Annotated in this window: 24 protein-coding genes and 1 tRNA gene; 17 read left to right on the top strand and 8 right to left on the bottom strand. The window is 55.4% G+C overall.

Annotation, left to right across the window (positions count from 1 at the left end):
- Nucleotides 1-241: 241 nt before the first annotated feature.
- The 6 genes from xylF to D4100_RS15435 all read left to right on the top strand — a co-directional run bounded on the left by xylF (nt 242) and on the right by D4100_RS15435 (nt 6,316).
- Nucleotides 242-1,237: a D-xylose ABC transporter substrate-binding protein gene (gene xylF / locus D4100_RS15460; protein ID WP_119804713.1), complete on the top strand. Its 996-nt coding sequence runs from the start codon at nt 242-244 to the stop codon at nt 1,235-1,237.
- Nucleotides 1,238-1,266: 29 nt separating this feature from the next.
- Nucleotides 1,267-2,808, top strand: a complete 1,542-nt coding sequence (locus D4100_RS15455; protein ID WP_062869147.1) for a xylose ABC transporter ATP-binding protein — start codon at nt 1,267-1,269, stop codon at nt 2,806-2,808.
- Nucleotides 2,786-3,970 carry a xylose ABC transporter permease XylH gene (xylH, locus tag D4100_RS15450; protein ID WP_119804712.1) on the top strand — a complete coding sequence of 395 codons (1,185 nt, stop codon included), beginning with the start codon at nt 2,786-2,788 and terminating at the stop codon, nt 3,968-3,970. Before D4100_RS15455 ends, xylH begins: the two co-directional genes overlap by 23 nt.
- Before the next feature lie 94 nt (nt 3,971-4,064).
- Nucleotides 4,065-5,243: a D-xylose utilization transcriptional activator XylR gene (xylR, locus tag D4100_RS15445; protein ID WP_119804711.1), complete on the top strand. Its 1,179-nt coding sequence runs from the start codon at nt 4,065-4,067 to the stop codon at nt 5,241-5,243.
- Nucleotides 5,244-5,304: 61 nt separating this feature from the next.
- The gene (locus tag D4100_RS15440) at nt 5,305-5,925 is read left to right on the top strand and encodes a nucleotidyltransferase domain-containing protein (protein ID WP_065505666.1); all 621 of its coding nucleotides are present in this window, start codon (nt 5,305-5,307) and stop codon (nt 5,923-5,925) included.
- Nucleotides 5,876-6,316: a HEPN domain-containing protein gene (locus D4100_RS15435; protein ID WP_119804710.1), complete on the top strand. Its 441-nt coding sequence runs from the start codon at nt 5,876-5,878 to the stop codon at nt 6,314-6,316. Before D4100_RS15440 ends, D4100_RS15435 begins: the two co-directional genes overlap by 50 nt.
- 6 nt (nt 6,317-6,322) lie before the next feature.
- On the opposite strand, the gene D4100_RS15430 is transcribed toward D4100_RS15435, so the two are convergent.
- Nucleotides 6,323-7,177, bottom strand: coding sequence for a LysR family transcriptional regulator (locus D4100_RS15430; protein ID WP_119804709.1), 855 nt, complete (start codon nt 7,175-7,177; stop codon nt 6,323-6,325).
- A gap of 126 nt (nt 7,178-7,303) precedes the next feature.
- On the opposite strand from D4100_RS15430, the gene D4100_RS15425 reads away from it, so the two are divergent.
- The 3 genes from D4100_RS15425 (at nt 7,304) to D4100_RS25695 (ending at nt 10,122) form a co-directional block, all read left to right on the top strand.
- Nucleotides 7,304-8,503 (top strand): cyanate transporter, encoded by a 1,200-nt coding sequence (locus tag D4100_RS15425; RefSeq protein WP_119804760.1) that lies wholly within the window; start codon nt 7,304-7,306, stop codon nt 8,501-8,503.
- A gap of 76 nt (nt 8,504-8,579) precedes the next feature.
- A complete protein-coding gene (locus tag D4100_RS15420) occupies nt 8,580-9,926 on the top strand; it encodes an esterase-like activity of phytase family protein (protein ID WP_119804708.1) in 1,347 nt (448 codons plus the stop codon).
- A gap of 101 nt (nt 9,927-10,027) precedes the next feature.
- Nucleotides 10,028-10,122, top strand: a tRNA-Sec gene (locus tag D4100_RS25695).
- 134 nt (nt 10,123-10,256) lie between these two features.
- On the opposite strand, the gene D4100_RS15410 is transcribed toward D4100_RS25695, so the two are convergent.
- From D4100_RS15410 to D4100_RS15400, 3 genes are all read right to left on the bottom strand, one after another.
- Nucleotides 10,257-11,525 carry a type II toxin-antitoxin system HipA family toxin gene (locus D4100_RS15410; protein ID WP_119804707.1) on the bottom strand — a complete coding sequence of 423 codons (1,269 nt, stop codon included), beginning with the start codon at nt 11,523-11,525 and terminating at the stop codon, nt 10,257-10,259.
- A gap of 2 nt (nt 11,526-11,527) precedes the next feature.
- Nucleotides 11,528-12,022 (bottom strand): helix-turn-helix domain-containing protein, encoded by a 495-nt coding sequence (locus tag D4100_RS15405; protein ID WP_119804706.1) that lies wholly within the window; start codon nt 12,020-12,022, stop codon nt 11,528-11,530.
- A gap of 257 nt (nt 12,023-12,279) precedes the next feature.
- Complete coding sequence (locus D4100_RS15400) at nt 12,280-12,606, bottom strand: hypothetical protein (RefSeq protein ID WP_119804705.1); 327 nt, start codon at nt 12,604-12,606, stop codon at nt 12,280-12,282.
- A 492-nt stretch (nt 12,607-13,098) separates the two neighbouring features.
- Here D4100_RS15400 and D4100_RS15395 point away from each other — a divergent pair, with 492 nt between their 5' ends.
- Complete coding sequence (locus D4100_RS15395; RefSeq protein WP_237141097.1) at nt 13,099-13,377, top strand: nucleotidyltransferase domain-containing protein; 279 nt, start codon at nt 13,099-13,101, stop codon at nt 13,375-13,377.
- Nucleotides 13,378-13,439: 62 nt separating this feature from the next.
- Here D4100_RS15395 and D4100_RS15390 read toward each other — a convergent pair whose 3' ends face one another.
- A complete protein-coding gene (locus D4100_RS15390) occupies nt 13,440-14,882 on the bottom strand; it encodes an aminotransferase-like domain-containing protein (RefSeq protein WP_119804704.1) in 1,443 nt (480 codons plus the stop codon).
- Between the two features lie 209 nt (nt 14,883-15,091).
- Here D4100_RS15390 and D4100_RS15385 point away from each other — a divergent pair, with 209 nt between their 5' ends.
- From D4100_RS15385 to D4100_RS15370, 4 genes are all read left to right on the top strand, one after another.
- Nucleotides 15,092-15,283, top strand: a complete 192-nt coding sequence (locus tag D4100_RS15385; RefSeq protein ID WP_332271536.1) for a YdgH/BhsA/McbA family protein — start codon at nt 15,092-15,094, stop codon at nt 15,281-15,283.
- Between the two features lie 284 nt (nt 15,284-15,567).
- On the top strand, nt 15,568-16,479 hold the full coding sequence (locus D4100_RS15380) for an O-acetylserine/cysteine exporter (protein WP_006316709.1): 912 nt from the start codon (nt 15,568-15,570) through the stop codon (nt 16,477-16,479).
- Nucleotides 16,480-16,601: 122 nt separating this feature from the next.
- The gene (locus tag D4100_RS15375; RefSeq protein WP_119804703.1) at nt 16,602-17,354 is read left to right on the top strand and encodes a nucleotidyltransferase domain-containing protein; all 753 of its coding nucleotides are present in this window, start codon (nt 16,602-16,604) and stop codon (nt 17,352-17,354) included.
- Nucleotides 17,355-17,842: 488 nt separating this feature from the next.
- A complete protein-coding gene (locus tag D4100_RS15370; protein ID WP_119804702.1) occupies nt 17,843-18,580 on the top strand; it encodes a helix-turn-helix transcriptional regulator in 738 nt (245 codons plus the stop codon).
- 35 nt (nt 18,581-18,615) lie between these two features.
- On the opposite strand, the gene D4100_RS15365 is transcribed toward D4100_RS15370, so the two are convergent.
- Nucleotides 18,616-19,215 carry a histidine phosphatase family protein gene (locus D4100_RS15365; RefSeq protein WP_119804701.1) on the bottom strand — a complete coding sequence of 200 codons (600 nt, stop codon included), beginning with the start codon at nt 19,213-19,215 and terminating at the stop codon, nt 18,616-18,618.
- A 160-nt stretch (nt 19,216-19,375) separates the two neighbouring features.
- Between D4100_RS15365 and D4100_RS15360 the strand changes: the two genes are divergently transcribed.
- Nucleotides 19,376-19,612, top strand: a complete 237-nt coding sequence (locus D4100_RS15360) for a DUF4282 domain-containing protein (protein ID WP_004950762.1) — start codon at nt 19,376-19,378, stop codon at nt 19,610-19,612.
- Nucleotides 19,613-19,743: 131 nt separating this feature from the next.
- Nucleotides 19,744-21,192, top strand: a complete 1,449-nt coding sequence (locus tag D4100_RS15355; protein WP_119804700.1) for an alpha/beta hydrolase — start codon at nt 19,744-19,746, stop codon at nt 21,190-21,192.
- Here D4100_RS15355 and D4100_RS15350 read toward each other — a convergent pair.
- Together D4100_RS15350 and D4100_RS15345 are read right to left on the bottom strand one after the other, a co-directional pair.
- On the bottom strand, nt 21,189-21,938 hold the full coding sequence (locus tag D4100_RS15350) for an NAD-dependent epimerase/dehydratase family protein (protein WP_043911830.1): 750 nt from the start codon (nt 21,936-21,938) through the stop codon (nt 21,189-21,191). The genes D4100_RS15355 and D4100_RS15350 overlap by 4 nt on opposite strands.
- A 92-nt stretch (nt 21,939-22,030) precedes the next feature.
- Nucleotides 22,031-22,894 carry a LysR family transcriptional regulator gene (locus tag D4100_RS15345; RefSeq protein WP_006316844.1) on the bottom strand — a complete coding sequence of 288 codons (864 nt, stop codon included), beginning with the start codon at nt 22,892-22,894 and terminating at the stop codon, nt 22,031-22,033.
- Nucleotides 22,895-23,008: 114 nt separating this feature from the next.
- Here D4100_RS15345 and D4100_RS15340 point away from each other — a divergent pair, with 114 nt between their 5' ends.
- On the top strand, nt 23,009-23,767 hold the full coding sequence (locus D4100_RS15340; RefSeq protein WP_119804699.1) for an SDR family NAD(P)-dependent oxidoreductase: 759 nt from the start codon (nt 23,009-23,011) through the stop codon (nt 23,765-23,767).
- Nucleotides 23,768-24,148: the final 381 nt, after the last annotated feature.

The raw sequence follows: 24,148 nt of genomic DNA, 5'->3' as shown, positions 1-24,148 counted from the left end.
TTATTAAATGTGCGGCAGATCTCATAATAGGTATTTAAGCGTGTTTCATTTGAATTTTATGGTACTCGAAGGCTTTTTTCAGGGTGAAAGCATGACCGCCATCATAAAAACAACATTAAACCAAAAAACATAATTCGCCGGTAAAAATCTGTAATTGCCGAACAGTAAATAACCGACAACAATCCTTAACCAGTTCGTTTCAATTATTACCCTTACACATTAAATAACAAAGGTATATAAGATGAAATTAAAACCCCTGTTCCTTTCGGTCTGCGCGCTGCTGGCGCTGGCCAGCCAACCGGCACTGAGCAAAGAAATCAAAATCGGCATGGCGATCGACGATCTGCGTCTGGAGCGCTGGCAAAAAGACCGCGACATTTTCGTCAGCAAGGCCAAAACATTGGGGGCGGACGTTTTTGTTCAATCGGCCAACGGCAATGAAGAAACCCAGATGGCGCAGATAGAAAACATGATTAACCGCGGCGTCGACGTGTTGGTGATCATTCCCTATAACGGCCAGGTGCTGAGCAACGTCATCAGCGAGGCCAAGCGGGAAGGCATTAAAGTATTGGCCTATGATCGCATGATCAATAACGCCGATATCGATTTCTATATCTCCTTCGATAACGAAAAGGTCGGTGAACTGCAGGCGCAAAGCCTGGTGCAGCGGGTGCCGCAGGGGAATTATTTCCTGATGGGCGGTTCACCGGTGGATAACAACGCCAAACTGTTCCGTCAGGGCCAGATGAAGGTGCTGCAACCCTTGATCGACAGCGGGAAAATCAAGGTGGTGGGCGATCAGTGGGTTGATGGCTGGCTGCCGGAAAACGCATTGAAAATCATGGAAAATGCGCTGACCGCCAACAGCAACCATATCGACGCCGTGGTGGCTTCCAACGACGCGACCGCCGGCGGGGCGATCCAGGCACTGGCCGCGCAGGGACTGGCGGGCAAGGTGGCCATCACCGGCCAGGACGCCGATCTGGCGGCGGTGAAGCGCATCATGGCCGGCACCCAGACCATGACGGTCTACAAGCCGATCAGCAAGCTGGCCGATGAGGCGGCGAGCATTGCCGTGCAACTGGGCAAAGGCGAAAAACCCAAATCCAACGCGACCCTGAATAACGGCGTCAAACCGGTGCCGGCCTGGTTATTGACGCCGATCCCGGTAGATAAATCGAATATCGACAGCACTATTATTGCCGACGGTTTCCATAAAAAATCCGACCTTAATTAATACCGATATCCGGTGACGTGGAGGGAATAATGCCCTGCCTATTGGAAATGAAAAATATCACCATGCAATTCGGTGCGGTCAAGGCCGTGGATAATGTCAGCCTGCAACTGGAGGCCGGCCAGGTATTATCCTTGTGCGGTGAAAACGGCTCGGGAAAATCCACGCTGATGAAAGTGCTGTGCGGAATATATCCGCACGGCAGTTATCAGGGCGATATTTATTTTTCCGACGATGTGTTGGCGGCAAAAAATATCCGCGACACCGAGAAAAAAGGCATTGCCATCATCCATCAGGAATTGGCGTTGGTGAAGCAGATGACGGTGCTGGAAAACATGTTTCTCGGCAACGAACAGTGTCGCCGTGGCGTGATGGATTACGACGCCATGTACCTGCGCTGCCGGCGCATGCTGGCGCAGGTCAAGCTGGAGGTGGATCCCAATACCCGCGTCGGCGAGTTGGGGTTGGGGCAGCAGCAACTGGTGGAGATCGCCAAGGCGCTCAACAAGCAGGTGCGGCTGCTGGTGCTGGATGAACCGACGGCGTCGCTGACCGAAAGCGAAACCGCCACGCTGTTGGCGATCATTCAGGATCTGCGCGATCACGGCATCGCCTGCATTTACATTTCGCACAAGCTGAACGAGGTGAAAGCGATCTCGGATCTGATCTGCGTGATCCGCGACGGCAAGCATATCGGCACGCGGCCGGCGGCGGAGATGAGCGAAAAAGACATTATCGCCATGATGGTGGGGCGCGAACTGACCGAGCTGTACCCGCAACAGCAGCATGCGATCGGCGACGTGATTTTGCAGGTGGATAACCTGACCGCCTGGCACCCGGTGAACCGCCACGTCCGCCGGGTGGATGAAGTGTCGTTCAGCCTGCGGCGCGGCGAAATTCTTGGCGTCGCCGGGTTGGTCGGCTCCGGCCGTACCGAGACCATGCAGTGCCTGTTCGGCGTCTATGCCGGCCGCTGGCAGGGCAGCATCCGCATTAACGGCCAGCCGGCCGTTATCAATAATTGCCGGCAGGCGATGCGCCACGGCATCGCCATGGTGCCGGAAGACCGCAAGCGCGACGGCATTGTGCCGGTGATGGGCGTCGGGGCGAATATGACGCTGGCGGCGCTGAGCGATTTCAGTGGCGCATTGACGGTGATCGACGACGCGCAGGAGCAGGCGACCATTCGCCAGTCGCTGGCGCAACTGAAGGTGAAAACGTCGTCGCCCGAGCTGGCGATCGCCAGGCTGAGCGGCGGTAATCAGCAGAAGGCGATTTTGGCCAAATGCCTGCTGCTGAAGCCGAAAATCCTCATTCTGGACGAGCCGACCCGCGGTATCGATATCGGCGCAAAACAGGAAATCTATAAATTAATCAATCAGCTGGTACAGCAGGGTATCGCGGTGATCGTGGTGTCTTCGGAACTGCCGGAAGTGCTGGGCCTCAGCGACCGCGTGTTGGTGATGCATCAGGGGCGTATCAAGGCGTCGCTGGAAAACCGGGGGTTGACCCAGGAACAGGTGATGGAAGCCGCATTGAGGAGTGAAACAGATGTCGAAAAGCACGCAGTCTGACGCGATAGTGCAGGAAATTACCGATAAAAAGCCCATCCTGAAGCTGAAATCCATCAATTTTCAGGTGCTGGTGATGCTGGCGGCGATCGCCGTCATTATGCTGTTCTTTACCTTTACCACCGAGGGGGCTTATCTCAGCGCGCGCAATATCTCCAACCTGCTGCGCCAGACGGCGATTACCGGCATTTTGGCGGTAGGCATGGTGTTCGTGATCATTTCGGCGGAGATCGACTTGTCGGTCGGTTCGATGATGGGGCTATTGGGCGGCGCGGCGGCGATTTTTGACGTCTGGCTCGGCTGGCCGCTGCCGCTGACCATCGTGGTCACGCTACTGGCCGGCCTGCTGTTGGGAGCCTGGAACGGCTGGTGGGTGGCGTACCGCAAGGTACCGTCGTTTATCGTCACGCTGGCGGGCATGCTGGCCTTTCGCGGCATTCTGATCGGCATCACCAACGGCACCACGGTAGCGCCGACCAGCGGCGCCATGTCGCAGATCGGCCAGAGCTATCTGCCGAGCGGTGTGGGTTTTGGCATCGGTGCCGTCGGGTTGATGCTGTTCGTCGCCTGGCAATGGCGGCGACGCAGCCGACGCGCGCAGCTCGGGCTGCCGGTGGCCGCGGCGACCGGCGACGTGACACGGCAAAGTATCCTGGCGGTGGTGGTGCTGGGGGCCATTTATCTGCTCAACGATTACCGCGGCGTACCCACGCCGGTACTGATCCTCACCGCGCTGATGCTGGCGGGGATATTTATGGCCACCCGCACCGCTTTTGGCCGCCGGATTTATGCCATTGGCGGCAATATCGACGCCGCGCGCCTGTCGGGGGTCAACGTCGAACGCACCAAGCTGGCGGTGTTCGCCATCAATGGCCTGATGGTGGCGATTGCCGGGCTGATCCTCAGTTCGCGGCTGGGCGCCGGCTCGCCGTCGGCGGGCAATATCGCCGAGCTGGATGCCATCGCCGCCTGCGTGATTGGCGGCACCAGCCTGGCCGGCGGCATCGGCAGCGTAGCCGGCGCGGTGATGGGGGCGTTTATCATGGCGTCGCTGGATAACGGCATGAGCATGCTGGACGTGCCGACCTTCTGGCAGTACATCGTCAAGGGCGCGATACTGCTGCTGGCGGTGTGGATGGACTCTGCCACCAAGCGCCGGGCATAAATCGCGCTTGAGCTCACAGTTATGAGGTAATGCTTTCTGCTCTCGAAGATAGCTGTGCTATCCCAGAGAGCAGTTTATTTATCGGGGATGCCGCATGTTCGCGAAGCGCTTTCGCATTACGTTACTGTTCAACGCCAATAAAGTGTATGACCGCCAGGTGGTCGAGGGCGTCGGCGAGTATTTACAGGCTTCACAGTGTGACTGGGACATCTTTATCGAAGAGGATTTTCGCTGCCGTATCGACAACATCAAGGACTGGTTGGGCGATGGGGTGATCGCCGATTACGACGATCGCGAGATTGAGCGGTTGCTGCATAACGTCAATGTGCCGATCGTCGGCGTTGGCGGCTCCTATCACCGTGAGGAGGACTACCCGCCGGTGCACTATATCGCCACCGATAATCAGGCGCTGGTGGAGGCGGCGTTTATGCACCTGAAGGAGAAGGGGATCAATCGCTTTGCTTTTTACGGCCTGCCGGCGGAAGGCGGCAAACGCTGGGCGCAGGAGCGCGAACAGGCTTTCCGCCAGCGGGTGGTGGCAGAGCAATATCAGGGCGTGGTGTATCAGGGTATGGCCACCGCGCCGGAGAACTGGCAGTACGCGCAGAACCGGCTGGCGGATTGGGTGCAGACCCTGCCGCAGCAGACCGGCATCATCGCCGTGACCGACGCGCGGGCGCGCCATTTGCTGCAGGTGTGCGAGCACCTGGATATCGCGGTGCCGGAGAAACTCTGCGTGATCGGCATCGATAACGAAGAGCTGACGCGCTACCTGTCGCGGGTGGCGCTGTCTTCGGTGGCGCAGGGCACCCGGCAGATGGGTTACCGCGCCGCCAAGCTGCTGCATCAGTTGCTGGACCGCCGCGAACTGCCGCTGCAACGTATCCTGGTGCCGCCGGTGAAGGTGATTGAACGCCGTTCCACCGATTTCCGCTCGCTGCGCGATCCGGCGGTGATTCAGGCCATGCATTACATCCGTCATCACGCCTGCAAGGGCATCAAGGTCGAGCAGGTGCTGGATGCGGTCGGTATGTCGCGTTCCAACCTGGAAAAACGCTTTCGGGACGAGACCGGCGAAACCATCCACCATATGATCCATCAGGAAAAACTGGAGCGCGCCCGTAATCTGCTGACGGCGACTTCGCTGACCATCAACGAAATCTCGCAGATGTGCGGCTACCCGTCGTTGCAATATTTCTATTCGGTGTTCAAGAAAGGCTATGACGCAACGCCCAAAGAGTACCGCGAACGCCATGGTGAAGCCGGGTATTAGTTGCCTTTTTGTAGCCTTAAAGGCTACATTCGTAGCAAATAAGGCTACAAAAAGAGGCGTCATGTACCATCCTCTGCTCGACATCCTGTTCAGCGAATATCGGCGAAAAGTGCTAAGCCTGCTGCTAACTCAGCCGGAGCAAGCGTTTCATGTGCGTGAAATTGCGCGCCGGACCGCAACTCAGGCCGGCACTCTGCATAAAGAGTTGAATAAACTGGCGCAGAGCGGCATTTTGCTCAGGCAGCAACAGGGGAATCAAATTTGTTACAGGGCTAATCCCGACTGCCTGATTTTTACTGAGCTGGCGGCTGTTTTCCGCAAAACTTCCGGGGTTGTCGGGTGTTTGCAACAGGCTTTGTCCGGGCTCAACGCCGAGCTTCAGTTGGCCTTTGTTTTTGGCTCAATCGCCAGTGGTAAAGCTAATGCAGACAGCGACATAGATGTTTTGATCGTCGGCGATGTGTCTTTCACGGAGATTATCAAAACTTTTTATCCGCTACAGGAGACGCTGGGCAGGGAAATTAACCCTAAGTTGTACTCTTCAGCAGAATGGCAGTTGGCTTTGGCTGAGGGTTCTGCGTTTATTCAGGACATTATGAATAAACCGCAATTATGGATTTTGGGAGACAAGGATGACATTGGACAATCTGGTCGGCATCGGCCAGGAGGCGATACCGCCTGATTCGGGCGCTATTAGAAAATTACTCTCCGCCGCTGCACGTAATAGGCGTGATGCCAGCATTGCGCAGCTCAGCAATGAAAGCCGTTTTGACACGGCGTATAAAGCGGTAATGCAAATGGCCAATGCGGCTTTACAGGCGCAAGGCTTTCGGACGTTGACCAGTAAACCAGGCCATCACCAGATTGTGATTCAATCATTGCCGCTTACGGTGGGGATCCCCCGTGAAACCATGATTTGTCTGGATACTTTGCGAAAACAACGCAACATTGCTGATTATTCAGGTGATTTGGTCACAGATGCGGCGGTGCAGGCTTGTCTGGAACAGGCCGAGGCATTATGGCTGGCGGTCAATGACTGGCTTCGACTCAAACATCCCCAGCTTTTGGAATAACGTCCCTCACACCAACCCGCAGAACGCCTTCAGGCGCTCGGCCAGCGCCGGGGTGGCGGCGGGGGCACTGTCGCGGTAGTAAAGTGCCAGCTCGAAGCTGCCGACCGGCGGTAACCCCTCGGCGATGCCCAGCACCCGGTGGCTCGGCAACCGGCAGCCGGCCGGCAACAGGGTGACGCCCAACCCGGCGGCGGAGGCGGCGGTAAGTGCCGCCAGGCTGGCGCTGCTGTAACCGATGCGCCAGCGTTTGCCGAGGTTATCCAGCGCCAGACACAGCTCCTCACGGTACAGGCCATTGAGCGGAAACACCGCCAACGGCACCGGGGATTGTTCGATCGCCGGAAAGGCCAGGCTGTCCAGCCACAGCAGCGGTTCCGGCCTGGCGGCGCGCGGCGGTTGGCTGCGGCGCTGTTTGACCAGGATCAGATCCAGCTCTTCGCGGGCGTAGGCGCTGTGCAGATCGGCGCTCAGGCCGCTGGCGACGTCGAGGCGCAGATGCGGGTGCGCACGGCTGAATTCCGCCAGCAGCTCGGTGGTCGGTGCCGCGAAATCCTCCGGCATCCCCAACCGCAATACCCCGTCGCGCCAGATGCCGGTCAGCGCGTCGTGCGCTTCTTCATTCAACGCGATAATCCGCCGCGCATAGCTCAATAGCTTGACGCCCTCTTCGGTCAGCAACACCTGATGGGATGAACGTTCAAACAGCGGTTTGCCGAGCATCTCCTCCAGCCGCCGCACTTGCTGGCTGACGGTCGATTGCGACAGGAACACCCGATCCGCAGCGCGGGTGAAGCTGCCGCTGTCGCAGACCGCGACAAAGCTGAGCAATAACTGCGGATTGAACATCGGGTAACGATTCATTTTCCCACTGCCGGCTATTCTATTATTTAATTTCCCAATACTAGCGGTGGTGCCTACAGTAACGCAACGCTGTGGCGCACAGGCTGTGACGCTGCACTCTTCATGCCGCAAGACCAGGATTATGCCGTGTTAAATCATTCCGCTTCCCCCGCCACCCCGCGCCGCTGGTTTAACCCGCTGCTGTGGGCGCTGGTGCTGATTGGCCTGAATATGCGGCCCTTGTTGACCTCTGTCGGCCCGCTGCTGCCGACGCTGCGGCAGGCCACCGGGCTGAGCTTTGGCGGCGCGGCGCTGCTGACCACCTTGCCGGTGCTGATGATGGGGCTGATGGCGCTGGCGGGTGGGGCGATCAATCGCATGTTCAGCGAACGGACCAGCGTAGTGCTGAGCCTGCTGGCGATCGGCCTTGGTGCTGCCTGGCGCGAACTGGCACCGGGCAGCGCGCAACTGATGCTGAGCGCGGCGCTGGGCGGGCTGGGGATTGGGGTGATCCAGGCGGTGATGCCCGGCATTATCAAGCATCACTTTCTCAAGCGGATGGCGTTGGTGGCCGGGCTGTGGTCGGCGGCGCTGATGGGTGGCGGCGGATTGGGGGCGGCGATAACGCCGTGGCTGATGAGCGCCGGACATGGCTGGCACAGTGCGCTGGCCTGGTGGGCCGCACCGGCGCTGGTGGCGTTGATCGCCTGGTGGCCGGTCAGCCTTGGGCTGACTCGCCTTGCGCCATCCGGCGCTTCTGCCGGCCCGAGCCTGCTGTTCAGCCGCCGCGCCTGGTTGCTGGGCGCTTATTTTGGTTTGATCAACGGCGGTTATACCAGCCTGATCGCCTGGCTGCCGCCGTATTACATGCAGCTTGGCTGGCAGCCGCAGGCCAGCGGAACGCTGCTGGCGCTGATGACCTTCGGCCAGGTGATTGGCGCGCTGTTGCTGCCGGCGGTGGCGCGGGCGCAGGATCGTCGGCCGCTGTTATGGTTGGCGCTGATGCTGCAACTGATCGGTTTTATCGGCCTGATTTACCTGCCGCAGACGCTGCCGTGGCTGTGGGTACTGATCGCCGGTCTGGGGTTGGGCGGTGCCTTCCCGCTGTGCCTGGTACTGGCGCTCGATCATCTCCCGCACCCGGCGGCGGCGGGGCGGTTAGTGGCGTTTATGCAGGGCATCGGTTTTCTGCTGGCGGGGGTGACGCCGTATCTTTCCGGCCTGCTGCGCGACTACAGCGGCGGCTTTACGCTGGACTGGCAAATCCATGCGCTGCTGGTGGTGGTGTTGATCGCCATCACCGGTCGTTTTCATCCGCGCAGCTACCGGCAGGCGTTCCGCGAATAATATTTCTGTCATTGCGGCTCCCTATAGTGACGTTGCTTTTACCTCGGGGCGATAACAACAACTAGGGAACCATGACATGCACATCACCAAAACCCGTTTGGCGCTGTTGGCCGGCTGTATGGCATTAAGCAGCAACCTGTGGGCCGACGCGCAGCCGGCGCAGGCGATACTGGCCGGGCATGCGCTGCTGCCGGTTAAATCCAACATCTCCGCGCCACAGGATGCGCCGAGCGATTTACGGCAAAGCGGCAAATACACCAGCGGCCAACGTGTCACCGAATTGGGCAGCGTGGCGGGCAAATCTGCCGATCGCATGACCGGCGTCGGCCTGCCGATCAACGGCCAACCCTTGCAGGGCCATTCCGGTATCAAACATATGCCCGACGGCACCTACTGGGTGCTGACCGACAACGGCTTTGGCAGCAAGGCCAACTCGCCGGACGCCATGCTGTATCTTAATCACTATAAAATCGACTTCAGCACCGGCACGGTCACGCCGCTGAAGACGGTATTCCTGCACGATCCGGATCAGAAGGTGCCCTTCCATATCATCAATGAAAGCACCGAAAAACGTTACCTGACCGGCAGTGATTTCGACCCTGAAAGCTTCCAGTTCGCCGACAATGCGCTGTGGATCGGCGACGAATTCGGCCCTTACTTGATCAAGGCCGATCTGGACGGCAAGGTGCTGGCGGTGTTCGACACCAAGGTGGACGGCAAGGTAGTGAAATCGCCGGACAACCCGACGCTGACCCTGCCGGGCGCACCGGACGGCAAACAGAACTTCCAGGTGGCGCGCTCCAAGGGCTTTGAAGGCATGGCGGCGTCGCCGGACGGCAGCAAACTCTACCCGCTGCTCGAAGGCGCACTGTGGGACGGCGAGAAGTTTGAAAACGTCGACGGCAAACGCTACCTGCGGGTGCTGGAGTTTGACGTGAAACAGCAGGCATGGACCGGCCGCAGCTGGCAATACGTACTGGAAGATAACCAGAACGCCATCGGCGATTTCAATATGATCGACGCCACGCATGGCCTGGTGATTGAGCGCGACAACGGCGAAGGCACGCCGGACAAAGCCTGCGCGGCGGGTGCACCGACCGACAACTGCTTCAGCCAGCTGGCGAAGTTCAAACGGGTGTATAAAATAGCCTTCTCGGACGCCAACGTCGGCAAACCGGTGGAAAAACTGGCGTATATCGATCTGCTGAACATTCAGGACCCGAACAAGTTGGCGCGCAAGCCGCTGAACGACGGCGTGCTGACCTTCCCGTTCTTCACTATCGAGAATGTTGATGTGGTAGACGGTAGCCATATCATTGTCGGCAACGACAATAACTTCCCGTTCTCTTCCAGCCGCCAGCCGAACGTGGCGGACGATAACGAATTTATCCTGCTGGACGTGAAAGATTTGCTGAAGCCTTAACCCCGCCGGCCTCCGGTATCGCTGCCGGGGGCCACCGCTATTCCCCCTTAGCGCCAGGGATAAACTGCGCTATAATCAGCCTCTTGCTTCTGACTCCCGAAGGAAGATCCTCGTCCCCGGTGGGGCGGCCGGACTTCAAATCCGGTTGGGGCCGCCAGCGGTCCTGGGCAGGTTCGACTCCTGTGATCTTCCGCCAAATCACTGTTTCCCGCACTTTCTCAAATTCAACGCAACCCTCTCCGGGCGAATCACCTCCCAGGTATTTTTTAGGAAAATAACCCTTATTCGAGTAATGAGTTTCGATGTGGTTCTCTGGCGACTCTCTGCGGGCTATATGGCACCCCTAAATGCTTCAGCCATGCGCTCCTGTTCCCGTAGAGGCAGTTCCAAACGATTAGCAATGGTTCTCCACTGGCTAACGATGCCAATAAAATTTTCGATTATTTCATCTGCTTCAGCCAGGCTTAGGCGAAAGTATCCGGCAACCTCGCGTGCCAATTCGAGATCTAACGCATTATCCGACTCGGTGATATTAAGTTTCAGGCCGTCAGACCAGGGGGCCGGATTTATATCGTAGGCTTCTGAAAGCCGCCAGCCCCTGCCGGGCACCAAAATAAACCCATGATTACGCAAGTGATCGTCTGTGTTGGATACGAGGATATTGAAAACGATCCTTGACCAGAGTTCCTTCAGATCGGTGTTGGTTTGCGAACCCTCTCTTATCAGAACTTCGGCAAGTTCCAGATAGCTGACGCCGGTCGAGGCATCATCACCATCCTGATGCCGGGTCATCGTCATTGCGGAAGCAAAATGAAGGCGCTGTCCTGTGCGGGTGCGATCGAACCGGCGGACCATAAAGCAGTGATAATCGCTGGCAAATTTATGCGCTTCGGCTGCCGCGACGTTTAATCCACAACCAACGGCAAGCGCATTGACGACCATCTCCCAACCACCGACATCATAATCATCTCTGGTACTTGGGAATTTTGCGATATAGAGATGGCCGTGCTCATCAGCAACGCTGGCCTTTGGCCTTGCCCCACCCAGAGAGCCACCTGGAGCAATGAGCATCCGCAACCATTCCTGGCCCTGCGGAGATGTATTGCCGGGATCATCTTCCAGTGCACGGCTGGCTCTTTCTAAAGCTTGAATTTCGGTAAAAGGTGGAGCTGCTACGCCAGTCCTGTTATCGAGAAATTCACCTTCATCTTCAAGTTTATAACGTAGAGCGCCTACCCGATAAAGGTCATGTACACCCAAGAGATAATCTGATTCGTATAGCCGGGTTCCCACCGCTTTACTGCCTGCACGAATATCTCGTTCAAGGCGACGCTTCATCAGCAACCGGCCCCAGCGATCGGGGCTGGAATCGCCAAATACTCCGAACTTATCCTTTGGCTGAGTGGGATACTGAGCACCGGTAAACAGCTGTATCTCTGGGTCAAGTTGTAGATGATTGATAGTGGGATCGGCCAATGCCAGAGGGTCGTATTCAAATTCAAAGAGCTCCCGCATGCGGGTTTGTCGGCTATGCAAGAAACCCATCCGTTTTGGCTCTGGTAATCCATTCCAGTCTGCGTAGACACCGATCATTGCCATTGTTAATTGCCTTTTATTGGTTTCTTCAATGGTTTTAGTAAGGAAGCCAGAGCCGCCGAGGTAGTACCTGTCGTTTTTCGGACGGTATTGTTTGGGGGCAAACTGGCTTTTACGGTTGTTGTTACTTGCTTGTCTGACTCTGCGTTCCTGGCATCAGTCATGGGTTTGTTGCGAGGTGGAGTAACGCTAAAAGGAAAAGCGTTTACGTTCTTTATCAGGCGAGAATCCTGAAGCTGGCGACCCAGTTCGTCTTCGGCTGCCAGCTTATTCAGGTCATTTTCAAGCCCCAGCACCTGCATGACGGACAGGTAAGCGCCAATCGTGACGCCTGCGCCCCCCGCTTCGAGGGAGCGTAGCGTCATTGGCGTCATGCCTGCCCGTTCTGCAACCTGTTTGGCAGTCAACTTCCGGCGTAGGCGAGCAAGTTTCAGCCGCTCACCAAAGTCAGTAAGCAACTGGTTTGTGCCAGGAAGTAAAGTAGCTGTTTTTTTAGCCATAGTGATAATATTTTATCTTTAAGCGGTGGATATAGCCATAATATTAGCATATCTGCGTGTGGCCTGGTGATGAATGCTTTGTTAAGTGGTATGGAGTGCTAATATTGCTTCTATAAAGCCTTTAAAACGCCAAAATATTAGCACTTTTAGTGTTGGGTTTAGGTAGGGGCGCTCTGCATTTTGTCTGCAAAAGACACCCGCGTTCGGTGTCTTTTTTGCAGGTTTCGCCATCAAGTCAATAACGCATTCCGGGCAAACTAGGATTGATAAACATTGCCTTCATGCATCTGCAACAGATGGTTGTTCGCCTGCTCGCAAAGTTCTAACAGGGCAGGGAGCACATGCGCGGAGGCTTTGAGCCAGGAGCTGATTTGCACCCTGCTGCTTGCTGAGCTCTGTTCCCCGTTTTCCAGCGATTCCGCCAGATACAATAAGCCATGACATAACCCTTCTGCGGATTCCTGAGCCACGGCGCTGAGATCGCACAATTGGATATCGCTGAGTTTGCAGAATTGCAGGTCGGCAATGAGGTTGCGGAAGAGGGTGATAGAGGATGCGGTGTTTTCAATTGTCGTGTTCATCATGTTTTTTCCGAGATAGTAGTGATTGCTACCATCACGCGAGGTTCCAATCTCGGGTGGTGGCCCAGACAGGTTTGGAACCCCGGCTCTCAGAAAAACCGGTCAACCTTGCGGTTGCCCTGCCTGAGCCACCAAAGAGAGTGTGCACGTAGGCGCTGAAAAAACACAAGGTTTTTCAGTTCTGAGATAATCGGGGGTTCCAATCCCGGCTACGGATTTTGCCGCAGCAAGAAGACTCTATCCCGGCGATAACGTGCAGGAAACAGGCTGGATGGATTTACAGGGATTTGTTGTAGGGATTGGAATCGGGATCGCAAAGTGAGTAGCAATGCCGCTTAACAGAAGCTGAAGGAGAAAAGATATTGCCGGTTTGTGACTGTGGAAACCGATACTAATAAGTAGCCGGAATACCTTTTGCCCCCACAAGTAAAATCCATAAAGTTAGTTATCAAATGCGATTCTTGTGATGATCAAATCACGCCCGCGGAGCAGCCAATGATATTGAACGGCGATATTTTTATTCCCACGGTGACCGGCTTTCAGCTACAGGATGCGTTCGCTCCCGTGCTGGCGGCTTTGACCACGGGGTTGCCACGTCAATTTCCTGAACTGATCCACAGCATTTATCTCTACGGCAGCGTTGCACGGGGTGAAGCGAGGCCCGGTGTTTCCGATCTGGATATTACCCTGTTGTTGGCCCGCCCAGCCGCGGCGGTGGAGTTGCAGCATATCGAGCAGTGGCGCCAAAATTTTCAGCAACAGCCAACGCGGTGAAAAGGTCAAAAATGTAGTTGTTCGATTTTACCGAACAACTACCAGCGATGGTGGAAGCACTATTATTCTTTCAGTGATTGAATACACCATTGTGCAAGTTGCGCTATCGCTTGTTCAACTTCAGCGTTGTAACCAAACCCCGCGTTCAACCGGAAGCAGTGATCATAGCGATCATCAGTGGCAAAAATATGCCCTGGGGCAATTCCGATCCCGGCACTGCGAGCCTTGATAAACAGGGATCGTACATTCAAGGCTTTCTTCGGCATTTCTACCCACAGCACATACCCGCCTTCCGGTTTAGAAACTTTCGTCCCCAAGGGGAATTTTTGTAGTATTGCCTGACGGAGCTTGTCAATCTGACAGGCCAGCTCACGTCTTAGCTTACGTAAATGAGCATCATATCCCCCATTTCTTAGTAATTCGCTAATGGTTGCCTGCGGTAATATTGGCGAACCCATGGTCGATGTATACTTCAACGAGGTGATTTTGCGCATGTAGTTGTTGCTATGCACCCAACCTATGCGTACGCCAGGCGCTACCGTTTTAGAAAAACCACTGCACAAAATGACGTGCGGACTAAAGGCTCGCATTGGAAAAGGTCGTTGCTCGCCAAAGGCCGTATCACCAAAAATATCATCTTCAATAATGATCACATCATTTTCATCCGCTTGTCGGGTGATGTGTGCTTTTTTCTCATTGGGTATTATTTTTCCCAGAGGGTTATTAATATTGGCGAGAGTAACAAATACTTTAACGGCTTTTCTCTGGAAAAGCGCAACCAGCTTTTCGCAGTCAACATAGCCTTCATTACATGCGTCGACTTCAATCACCCGCAAGTTGAGATTACGCAACATTTGCAATAAAACAAAATAGCATGGTGATTCAACGGCGACCGTATCCCCCGGGTTTACTGTTGCACGCAGCGAGAGCGAAAGAGCTTCAATACAGCCGTTGGTCACTAAAATGTTATCCGAGTTGATATTGCACCCGTAGTCTATCGCTCGTCGGGCTATTTCCGCTTTTAACGGCGCATAACCGGTACCTTTTACCGTATCCCCGAGTAAAAATGGCTTACTGTAGCCTAGCTGTCGCATGATCAAGCTCAGCTTTTTGATGGGATACAAGGCGCTGTCACCGTTGGCCAGATCCAAACGAACACGGCAATTTTCACCGACCATTGCCATGTGTAACTCCGTTTGCTCATCGAGTGGCGCAATCTCGCGTGGCTGCTCGACAACGGCAGGCTTCTTTTGCTGAATGTGTTGCCGCGACGCGACAAAAAAACCGGATTTGGGTTTTGCCACTGCGTAATGTTCATCTTCCAGTGTGCGCAAGGTTTTTAACGCGGTTGTCAGGCTGATTTGGTACTGAGTGGCTAAGGTTCTCACCGAAGGCAGACGCGTATTGGGCAGTAACAAACCCGCATGAATGGCCTGCTTTATCTGTTCGGTAATCTGACGATATCGGCTGCCTGACCTTCCTTGCTCCGCGTTTTCAACAGACATCTGTTCCACTCCATTTCGATCCGATCTGTGCGTATAAAAGCGATTACTTTGATAGTAGTTTAACTATCAAGACTTAGAAATAATGAAATCAGGATATTCCCTCACAGGAGTCTTTTTATTTTAGCGTTGGTTGAAAATCGCCCAGCATTCCATTTGTGGTTAAATAACGCATTTTTTATAAAGGATAAAATATGAGTAATCTCACCGATATGATGACCAATATCGAAAAATATCTCTCGCCATATATTATTTCCTCCGGGAAGCAGAGCCAGAGCGTCGGTTTCATCACGTTAAACCAAAATGTGGTATCGCTGGATGACGCCACCGCCTACCGCATCATTGCCCTGCATGAGCCGGACAGCAACAGCACCCTTCACGTCAGCGCCGAGTTGTATCACTAAGCGAAAATGCAGTACCAGGGAACGAAGCCGCGCCAACAGACGGCAAATGAGAACAGGCGACACTCTCGCTGAACGGTAAGACTTAGGCCCCCGTTGTTCAGGGGGCTTTTTTACAGCACGCGGCGGAAAAAGTCTGCGGTCGCGGACAATGTCAACGGCGCAGTTCGGTAGCCAACGACGCGCTGGTAATGAGTGTTGACGATTATTTCCGTGTGGTAGGCCGGCATTGCATCGGTGAGATTGCCGTTCCGGTAATAGCGAACGAGTGATGGAAGGAAGGCACCATGTCAGTTAGAGATATATTGTTGGCTCTGTGTGTGATTGTGGCCTGGGGGGTTAACTTTGTCGTGATAAAAATGGGGCTTCAGACGATGCCGCCGTTTTTACTGGCTGGCTTGCGTTTCGCACTGGTGGCGTTTCCGGCCGTATTCTTTGTTAAACCGCCAAAGATACCTATTCGTTGGTTAGTGGCGTATGGCATGACCATCAGCTTTGGCCAGTTCGCCTTTTTGTTTTTGGCGATAAAAATGGGTATGCCGGCCGGGCTGGCATCACTGGTAATACAAGCGCAGGCCTTTTTTACCATTTTGTTAGGGGCTTTGATACTTGGCGAAAAATTGAAATGGAACCATATCGCCGGAATTTTAATTGCGACGATCGGTATGTTTATGCTGGCTGTCGCTGGTTTGGAAGGGCCGTTCTCTGGCGGCGTCACGCTCACCACTATGATGTTAACCTTGGCTGCGGCGTTTTCGTGGGGGGTTGGCAATATTACGAATAAAGCGATCATGCGTAATAACCCGGTGCCGATAATGTCTTTGGTCGTTTGGAGCGCATGGGTGCCAATAGTGCCATTTCTCGCCTGCTCCTGGCTGTTCGAGGGCAAAGCCGCGATGATCGATAGCCTGATGCATATTCAGGGGAAGACCTTTCTTGCTCTGATTTATCTGGCATTTATTGCCACCATCATCAGCTACGCTATCTGGGGGGCTTTGTTAAGCCGCTATGAAACCTGGCGAATTGCGCCGCTGTCGTTACTTGTACCCGTTGTCGGTATTTTGAGTGCTGCTTTAATACTGGGTGAAAAACTGTCATCCCAACAGCTTATTGGCGCTCTGGTGATTATCGCTGGTTTGTTGGTGAATGTATTTGGCGGTGTGTTGACGTCTCGTCGGGGAGAGTATCAACGGCGTTAGCGGCTGGACTGTTTATCGCCAAACAAAAAGGTAAGGCAGTGACATTCGCAATGGTGCCTTCTGGAAGTTTGTGCACCTTTTTTCGATCCAAACACACAATCGGCAGATAAACGGAGCAGCCAATGATATTGAACGGCGATATTTTTATTCCCACGGTGACCGGCTTTCAGCTACAGGATGCGTTCGCTCTCGTGCTGGCGGCTTTGACCACGGGGTTGCCACGTCAATTTCCTGAACTGATCCACAGCATTTATCTCTACGGCAGCGTTGCGCGGGGTGAAGCGACACCTGGTGTTTCCGATCTGGATATTACCCTGTTGTTGGCCCGCCCAGCAGCGGCGGTGGAGTTGCAGCATATCGAGCAGTGGCGCCAAAATTTTCAGCAACAGCACGCGATAGTCAGCAAGGTGGATTTTGATATCGGTACGGTTGATCAGGCGCTGAAACCGAGCAATCTCTTTAGCTGGGGCTATTGGCTGAAACACCATTGCCGATGTATTTGGGGGAGCGATCTCTCCTCAGCGTTTCCGCTTTTTCAGCCGGACCGCCGCATTCCGCAGGCGGTAAATGCCGATCTACGGGCTGTGCTTGAGCAATATTTCCAAAACATCGCCGACGAGCGGGTACCCGCAGAGCTACAGCGGCTTAAACGTGAGGCGGCCAGAAAGCTGATCAGGGCAACCAATATGCTGCGCGATCCAGATAGCCGGTTTTGGCCGATTGCGCTTAATGATTACGCTGAGCAATTTTTGGCTGTTTATCCTGATAGGGCGGCAGAGTTGGAATATCTGCTGGCGCATGCTGCCGGTACTGCTAACGACGCTGCATTTGCCGATAACGCGAGGGGCTTTCTCGACTGGCTTGAGCGCCAATAATAGGGGCGGTGTCTGCCATGCGAGTTTAAAACAGTTACCCATGTGACCGGTTTGCACACGCGCTCGCCCCGATTTAACGTATTGTTCGCAAAACGTACAAAAACAGTTTGGTTCTACAAGAGTTTCAGACCTTCCTGCTGATTGTCTGATCAAAGACGTTATCGCTGGCAGTGCCTGGCGCAGGAGACAAGCTCACATGGACACGGGTCGGCTAACTACAGATTTGCTGTTTTGGCGAAGATGAGTTTGAAAGAATAGGTTAGCAGTGTTAAAGTAATTAACCCGGCCAGCAGTGACTTTTTGTATGCCCTGTCTGACCGAAAAATTTTCCCTGGTGTTGGCCATATTGGCTACCTGACCGTAAAGGTCAGGTTTTTTTTACCAGTACCGAACGGGTTTATTATATATCGCGGGTCATAATATATAAGCTGTGCTTAAGTTCAGGTTCTTTCATCTAAAGGGGAAAGCCAGAGCGCCACGGAGCCCGTATGTTTTCTACCCTCAATGAAAATCAAATCATAGCGGGAACGCTTCGGGAGCATATCGACAGGAAGTTATCATCACTCGGTAGCCCGGCATACGCCTACACGGTTGTCAGGAAGAATAATCCGTCAGATGTTCTCATTATCTCCAGTTACCCTGACGAATGGGTGGATCTTTACCGCGCCAATAATTTCCAGCTCACTGACCCGGTGATACTGACTGCGTTCAAACGTGCCTCGCCTTTTATATGGGGTGAAAATATCACCCTGATGTCAGATAAAATATTTTCCCTCTCCAGGCGATACAACATCGTTAACGGCTTCACTTTTGTATTGCATGACCCTATGAACAACCTGGCGTTGCTGTCTGTCATCATCGGCAGCAACGGACAAGGGGCGATGAAAAAGCGGCTCTCGTCCGATAGCGGAGCCATGCAGATGTTACTGATCGATTTTAATGAACAGATGTATCGTCTCGCCGGGTCGGTCTCCTCCGGCATAAGAGAGCATCATGCGGGCGTGTGCAAACCCATTTTCACCCCACGGGAGAATGAGGTGTTGTATTGGTCTAGCATGGGGAAAACCTATGGAGAGATTGCCGCCATCGCGGGTATTTCCGTGAGAACGGTGAAGTTTCATATGGGTAATATTGTGGTGAAGCTGGGCTTCAGCAACGCCCGTCAGGCGATCCGATTGGGCGTTGAGTTGGGGCTTATTACACCGTTAGCGACAGCAGTCAGGTGATAAGGAGGTCCATCTCATAGAAGGCTGTTTTGGCTTTACCCTGCGGATGGGCAGGTCTCCGCCAATTGAGTCAGCCCCTCACTTTCCTGCTTAAATGACACCGTATTCACTCCGCCGCTGTTATCCAGCGTGACCACAAAAATGCTGTCGAAGTCGCTGCCCGGCCATTTGGGCACCTGATTGGCGTCGCCACCGCGTGCGGCAACGATGTTCTTCACCGCCTTGTCGAGGTTCTTGTGTTCCCAGGCGATAAAGACGCGTGAACTCCGGTATTTATCGCTGAGCAGCTCTTGTTCAAGCCCGGCGATGTCGTCGGCGTGGAACTGAATGTTGATGGGTAACTCAGCCTGCACGGCGGTGGGCATAATGGTCGATAAAGCGCGCAGCGAACTGCCGCTTTTGTTCTCCTTCGGCCCGGCGGCAAAGATAAAGTCCGGTTTGCCGTAACGGCCCAGCAGCACCTGCGGTAATGCCAGTGCGCGGTTCAACCCCTTGCAGGTCAACTGGCCGCTGTTGTTGGCGGGTTTCTCCCCGTGCCGGACGAAGATCAGCGTTTCCTGCGCCTGTACGCTCTGGCTGCACAGCAGCAATGCCGCCAAGCAGCCCAGTATGTTTTGGCCTATCTTATTGCGCATCTTTACCCTCAACCTTCATGCAATGGTTCGTTGATTTTCCTGCGCTTTGCCTCGCATAACTCGTTATCATAACCGGTGTAACAAAAAGGGCCGGCCGCCATACTGACGCTGACGAGTCGCCTCTGGGATAATTAAATACTGACCTAAGGAAGGATTTACAATGAAAAATATTTTCTTTTTTGACGCGATGCTGACACCGAAAATCATCACCGCCGTTTACTGGCTTTGCCTGCTGGGCATTCTTGTTAGCGGGATTGGGGCGATGTTCTACGGGGAATTCTTCCGTGGCCTGCTCGGGATTATTCTCGGCGGCGTGTTTACCCGCGTCTGTTTTGAAATGATCATCATTGCATTCAAAAATAACGAATATCTGCGCAAAATCGCCGAAAAGCCATAATTTAGTTGAAAATGCCGGGTCATGCCCGGCGTTGTTCATTCCTGTCTCGGTGTTTTCATGGCACACCACTGCCCCTGAGCGCCTTTAGCTCCTATAATCGCTGCTGGATAACCGTGAATTCAGGGGGGAGCATGCCGTCCAGGGCGATAATCAAAGGGATCAAACGGCTGACGATTGTGGTCGTCACCGTTGTATTCACGTTGCTTGCGGTGCGGGTTTACGACACCCAACGCGGCCCGGCGTTGGAGCCGTGGCACACTTTTGTGCCGCACGAGTTGGCTGCCGCCGAGTTGGATAAGGCTGACTGGCAAGCGTACCTGGCCGCCGAAAACCGGGTGTTCGACGAGGTGAAGGCCAACGTCACCGACAAGCTTTCCGCCAGCGAGCGCATTCCGCTTAACCGCTATTTCGACGGCAGCCCTGTGTATCCGCCGCACTTCGCTCAGGACTGGAACCGCTCCTATGAGCTGCTGCCGCAGGGCGAACCGCGTGGTGCGGTGGTGTTGCTGCATGGCCTGACCGATTCCCCTTACAGCCTGCGGCATATCGCCGAAAACTACCGGCAGCGCGGTTTTGTGGCGGTCGGCATTCGCCTGCCGGCGCACGGTACGGTACCGGGTGCGTTGACCGATATCGAATGGCGCGATTGGCTGGCGGCGACGCGGTTGGCGGTACGCGAGGCGCGCAGTAAAGTCGGGGGCGACAAGCCGCTGCATATCGTGGGCTTTTCTAACGGCGGTGCGCTGGCGATGAAATATGCGCTGGATGCGCTGGAAGACCCGAAACTGGCGGCGCCGCAGCGGCTGATTCTGATTTCGCCGATGATTGGCGTCACCAGTTTTGCCCGTTTCGCCGGCATCGCCGGTTGGCCGGCGGTGTTCCCGGCGTTTGCCAAAGCGGCGTGGCTAGGGGTGCTGCCGGAGTTTAATCCGTATAAATACAACTCGTTTCCGGTGAATGGTGCACGCCAGTCTTATCTGCTCAGTAATAGCCTGCAACAGCAAATCGCCCGTGCGGCGCGTGCCGGCAAACTAGGTACCTTGCCGCCGGTGCTGACCTTCCAGTCGGTGATGGATTCCACCGTCAGTACCCGGGCGGTGATCCGCGCCTTATACAACGAATTGCCGGCGAACGGCAGCGAACTGGTGCTGTTTGACGTCAATCGTACGATCAACTTCGGGCCGCTGTTGCGGCCAAACGCAGCGGCGGCGGTTAGCCAACTGTTGCCTGCGCCGCCACGCCGTTACCGGACGACGGTAATAGCTAATGCCTCACTGGAAAGCAGTGAGGCGATTGCCCGCATAATGCCCGCCGGAGGAACCACGGAAACCGTGCAGCCGCTGGGAATGACTTACCCGGCGGATATTTATTCGTTGTCGCATGTGGCGCTGCCGTTCCCGGTGAGCGATTCGCTGTATGGGCGTTTCCCGGCGCAGCGCGATGAATTCGGCATTAGCCTGGGTACTATCGCCGCGCGCGGCGAACGGTCGGTGTTGGTGGTCGATCTCGATTCGCTGATGCGCATCGCTTCCAACCCGTTCTTCCCCTACCTGCTGCAGCGCATCGACGACAAGCTTTAGGCGAAGCCGAGGATGCTGAACGCATCGTCCTGCGGGTAGTAGCCGAGCAGGCGGCTGGTCTCTTCCAACGACAGCCGCTTATAGCGGTTGTTGGAGACGCCGTGCACCACCGCATGGTGCACGCCTTCAATGCGGATACAGCGCTCCAGCAGATCGGCAGCGTCGCGGTGGCTGAGAAAAGCGCTCATGTCACGGGCGCTTAGCTGCTCGCCGGCTGCCAGCGTGGTGAAGTTGGCGATGCGCACCGACAGCGCGGAAAGCCCTTCCTGATGGGCGAAATAGGCGGCGATACCTTCGCCGAACGCCTTGCTGACGCCGTACAGGTTTTTCGGTTTGGGCGCGTCTTCCGGGCGGATCTGATAATCCAGCGGATAACCTTCTACCGCCTGCGCGCTGCTGGCGAATACCACGCGTTTGCAGCCGGCGTCTTTCGCCGCGCGGAAAATATTGTAGGTGCCGAGGATATTGTTATCTTTCAACGAGTGACAAAAATCGGCATCGGGGGAGGGATCGGCGGCCAGGTGCAGCACGGTATCGATATTGGCGCAGGCCGCGCGGCAGGCATCGAGATCGGCAATGTCGAAGCTGATCACTTCATCGTCGGGTTGCAGGCCGGTCAACAAGTTGATGTCTCTTTCCGCCAGCCGCAGTTGATAGCGATCTCCCACCGATTGACGGAATGCCGTGGCGACCCGGCCACCCGCGCCGGTAATCAAAATTCGTCCAAACTCAGTACGCAATGTCATGATCACAGCCGTCCATAAAGTAAATTCCGCGGTGATCAGTAATAATCCCCCGGGTGACTTTTGTCCAGCATTCAATTAGCCAATCTGATGTTTCACGTTGCCGTCGGGCATTTTTTCCCGATGAGATCGCTCAGGAAAGTCATGACCGTGCGAATGGCGGTGGAACGCGCCAGATCGGGGTAAGTGACCAGCCATAACTCGCGCGTTGGCGGCGCTATCGGCGTCGGTAGCGCGACCAGTGCCGGGTCGTTATCGGCGACAAACGTCGGCAATACTACGGCACCCAGCCCCGATCGTGCGGCTTCCTGCAAAGAGAACAGATCGCTGGCCTGAAACACCACCGGGCGGCCCTGCAACAGCTGTTGCAACCACTGCTGGTGAGGCTGGTTGCTGTAGTGATGGTCGTAGGCGATAAAGGCCCGCGCCGCTTCCGGCAGGGCGGCGTGTTGCGGGGTAGCATATAACCTGTAGCGCATCATACCGATGCGTTGCACCAGCAGATCCGGCTGCTGTGGCCGCACCATGCGCACCGCTATTTCGGCGTCGCCGCGATCCAGTTCGGCGATGGAGGCTTCACCGGAGAGCACCAGCGTAATATGCGGAAAACTCTGGTGAAATTCGGCGATATACGGTGCTATGACCCGTGCGGCGATCGACGGTGGCGCGCTGATACGCACCTGGGCCTGCGGCGTTTCACCGGCGCTGCGGGCATGGCGGGCAATGGCGTGGCTTTGATTTTCGATCTCTGCCGCCAGCCCGGCCACCCTTTGGCCGTCCGGCGTCAGTGGCGTGCTGCGCGGCAATCGCAGGATCAGCCGCAGCCCGAGCGCCTTCTCCAACGCCGCCACTCGCCGGCCGACCGTCGCGTGGTCGCAGCCCAACTCCCGCGCTGCCGCCGACAATGAACCGGTGCGAGCCAGCACCACAAAGTGTTTTAAATCCTGCCAATCGAACATCAGTGAATTCCTGCACAGTATTTCCGCGATTTTAAGGAATATTCACACAGAGCAGGCTGTGATTCAATGCTGTTATCTCTTTCGCTAAATTGAATTATTCAATTAGGGTTTCTTATGAATTTGCAGCTGCAGGATCGTGTCGCGCTGGTCACCGGCGCCAGCGAAGGCATCGGCGCCGGTATGGTTCGGGTTTTGGCGGCGCAGGGGGTCACCGTGGTGGCGACCGCCCGTCGTGAGGAGCGTTTGCTGGCTCTGGCCGATGAAATAGAACGAAGCGGTGCCCCGCGGCCGCATGCGATCGCGGCGGACATCACCGACGCGGCGGCGCTCAGCAGCATGTTGGCGCAAGCGGCACGCCAGGTCGGGACGATTGATATCCTGATTAATGCGGTCGGCGGCGCTCGTCCAACCGCATTGAGTGAAGGCGACGCCGGTTGGGAAGAGGCCTTTGCCCTGAACTTTACGCCGGCCCGCCGGGTGACCCAGGCGCTGCTGCCGGGCATGCAGAAGCAGGGCTGGGGGCGAGTGATCAACATCAGCGGCTCGATGGAACCGCGCAGCCTGAATGCCGCCACCGCCGCCAAGGGCGCATTACATCTATGGGCCAAGGGATTGGCAAGCGAGCTGGCGGCGCAGGGTATTACCGTCAATACGCTGCAGCCGGGGCGGATTAATAGCGAACAGGTGCGTGAAAAACTGCACCCGACCGAGGCCGCACGCCAGGCGTTCATCAAGCAGAACATCCCGATCGGCTACTTTGGCGAGCCGGAGGACATGGCTTATCTGGCGGCATTTCTTTGTTCCCCGCTGGCGCGCTATATCACCGGCGCAGTGATCCCGGTAGACGGCGGCATGCACTATTTCGCTCACTGAAAGCTTCCCCCCTCTGTAATGCCGGCGAACTTTACCGAACGTAAAATATTGAAGGTGCCGAGGCCCCTTTATGCATCAGAGAGTTGTAAAAAATTTTATCGGGCGATAGGTCGGTGGCCGGGTGCGGCACAGTGTCGAGACAATTCGGGCGCTAGGTTCAGAGAGAGAAGTTATCTATAGGGTTTATTAGTTGATTACGGTGGGCAGCGAAGCTTGCGATAACATGGGTTTGCGTATGAGTGATAAACGGGGAAATAGGACCTCTGGCGTGGGGCATTTCCTGGCACACAGAATAGGAAATGCCGCCTGCTCGGTGGTCCCGGCAGGCGGTGGGATGAGCTATTAGCCATAACCGATTGATTATTTTCCATACTTGTCGGC

It is taken from the genome of Serratia inhibens (genome assembly GCF_003591175.1).
GTDB lineage: Bacteria > Pseudomonadota > Gammaproteobacteria > Enterobacterales > Enterobacteriaceae > Serratia > Serratia inhibens.
This window is presented reverse-complemented; position numbering and strand designations above follow the sequence as displayed.

Bases quoted from the DNA above. Each gene is read 5' to 3' on its own strand.
- D4100_RS15405 (WP_119804706.1), bottom strand. From the start codon at position 12,022: ATGGCTAAAAAAACAGCTACTTTACTTCCTGGCACAAACCAGTTGCTT.
- xylR (WP_119804711.1), top strand. From the start codon at position 4,065: ATGTTCGCGAAGCGCTTTCGCATTACGTTACTGTTCAACGCCAATAAA.
- D4100_RS15385 (WP_332271536.1), top strand. From the start codon at position 15,092: ATGATGACCAATATCGAAAAATATCTCTCGCCATATATTATTTCCTCC.
- D4100_RS15340 (WP_119804699.1), top strand. From the start codon at position 23,009: ATGAATTTGCAGCTGCAGGATCGTGTCGCGCTGGTCACCGGCGCCAGC.
- D4100_RS15440 (WP_065505666.1), top strand. From the start codon at position 5,305: ATGTACCATCCTCTGCTCGACATCCTGTTCAGCGAATATCGGCGAAAA.
- xylF (WP_119804713.1), top strand. From the start codon at position 242: ATGAAATTAAAACCCCTGTTCCTTTCGGTCTGCGCGCTGCTGGCGCTG.
- D4100_RS15365 (WP_119804701.1), bottom strand. From the start codon at position 19,215: ATGCGCAATAAGATAGGCCAAAACATACTGGGCTGCTTGGCGGCATTG.
- D4100_RS15435 (WP_119804710.1), top strand. From the start codon at position 5,876: ATGACATTGGACAATCTGGTCGGCATCGGCCAGGAGGCGATACCGCCT.
- D4100_RS15430 (WP_119804709.1), bottom strand. From the start codon at position 7,177: ATGAATCGTTACCCGATGTTCAATCCGCAGTTATTGCTCAGCTTTGTC.
- D4100_RS15400 (WP_119804705.1), bottom strand. From the start codon at position 12,606: ATGATGAACACGACAATTGAAAACACCGCATCCTCTATCACCCTCTTC.
- D4100_RS15455 (WP_062869147.1), top strand. From the start codon at position 1,267: ATGCCCTGCCTATTGGAAATGAAAAATATCACCATGCAATTCGGTGCG.
- D4100_RS15360 (WP_004950762.1), top strand. From the start codon at position 19,376: ATGAAAAATATTTTCTTTTTTGACGCGATGCTGACACCGAAAATCATC.
- D4100_RS15395 (WP_237141097.1), top strand. From the start codon at position 13,099: ATGATATTGAACGGCGATATTTTTATTCCCACGGTGACCGGCTTTCAG.
- D4100_RS15370 (WP_119804702.1), top strand. From the start codon at position 17,843: ATGTTTTCTACCCTCAATGAAAATCAAATCATAGCGGGAACGCTTCGG.
- D4100_RS15375 (WP_119804703.1), top strand. From the start codon at position 16,602: ATGATATTGAACGGCGATATTTTTATTCCCACGGTGACCGGCTTTCAG.
- D4100_RS15410 (WP_119804707.1), bottom strand. From the start codon at position 11,525: ATGGCAATGATCGGTGTCTACGCAGACTGGAATGGATTACCAGAGCCA.
- xylH (WP_119804712.1), top strand. From the start codon at position 2,786: ATGTCGAAAAGCACGCAGTCTGACGCGATAGTGCAGGAAATTACCGAT.
- D4100_RS15345 (WP_006316844.1), bottom strand. From the start codon at position 22,894: ATGTTCGATTGGCAGGATTTAAAACACTTTGTGGTGCTGGCTCGCACC.
- D4100_RS15390 (WP_119804704.1), bottom strand. From the start codon at position 14,882: ATGTCTGTTGAAAACGCGGAGCAAGGAAGGTCAGGCAGCCGATATCGT.
- D4100_RS15380 (WP_006316709.1), top strand. From the start codon at position 15,568: ATGTCAGTTAGAGATATATTGTTGGCTCTGTGTGTGATTGTGGCCTGG.
- D4100_RS15420 (WP_119804708.1), top strand. From the start codon at position 8,580: ATGCACATCACCAAAACCCGTTTGGCGCTGTTGGCCGGCTGTATGGCA.
- D4100_RS15350 (WP_043911830.1), bottom strand. From the start codon at position 21,938: ATGACATTGCGTACTGAGTTTGGACGAATTTTGATTACCGGCGCGGGT.
- D4100_RS15355 (WP_119804700.1), top strand. From the start codon at position 19,744: ATGCCGTCCAGGGCGATAATCAAAGGGATCAAACGGCTGACGATTGTG.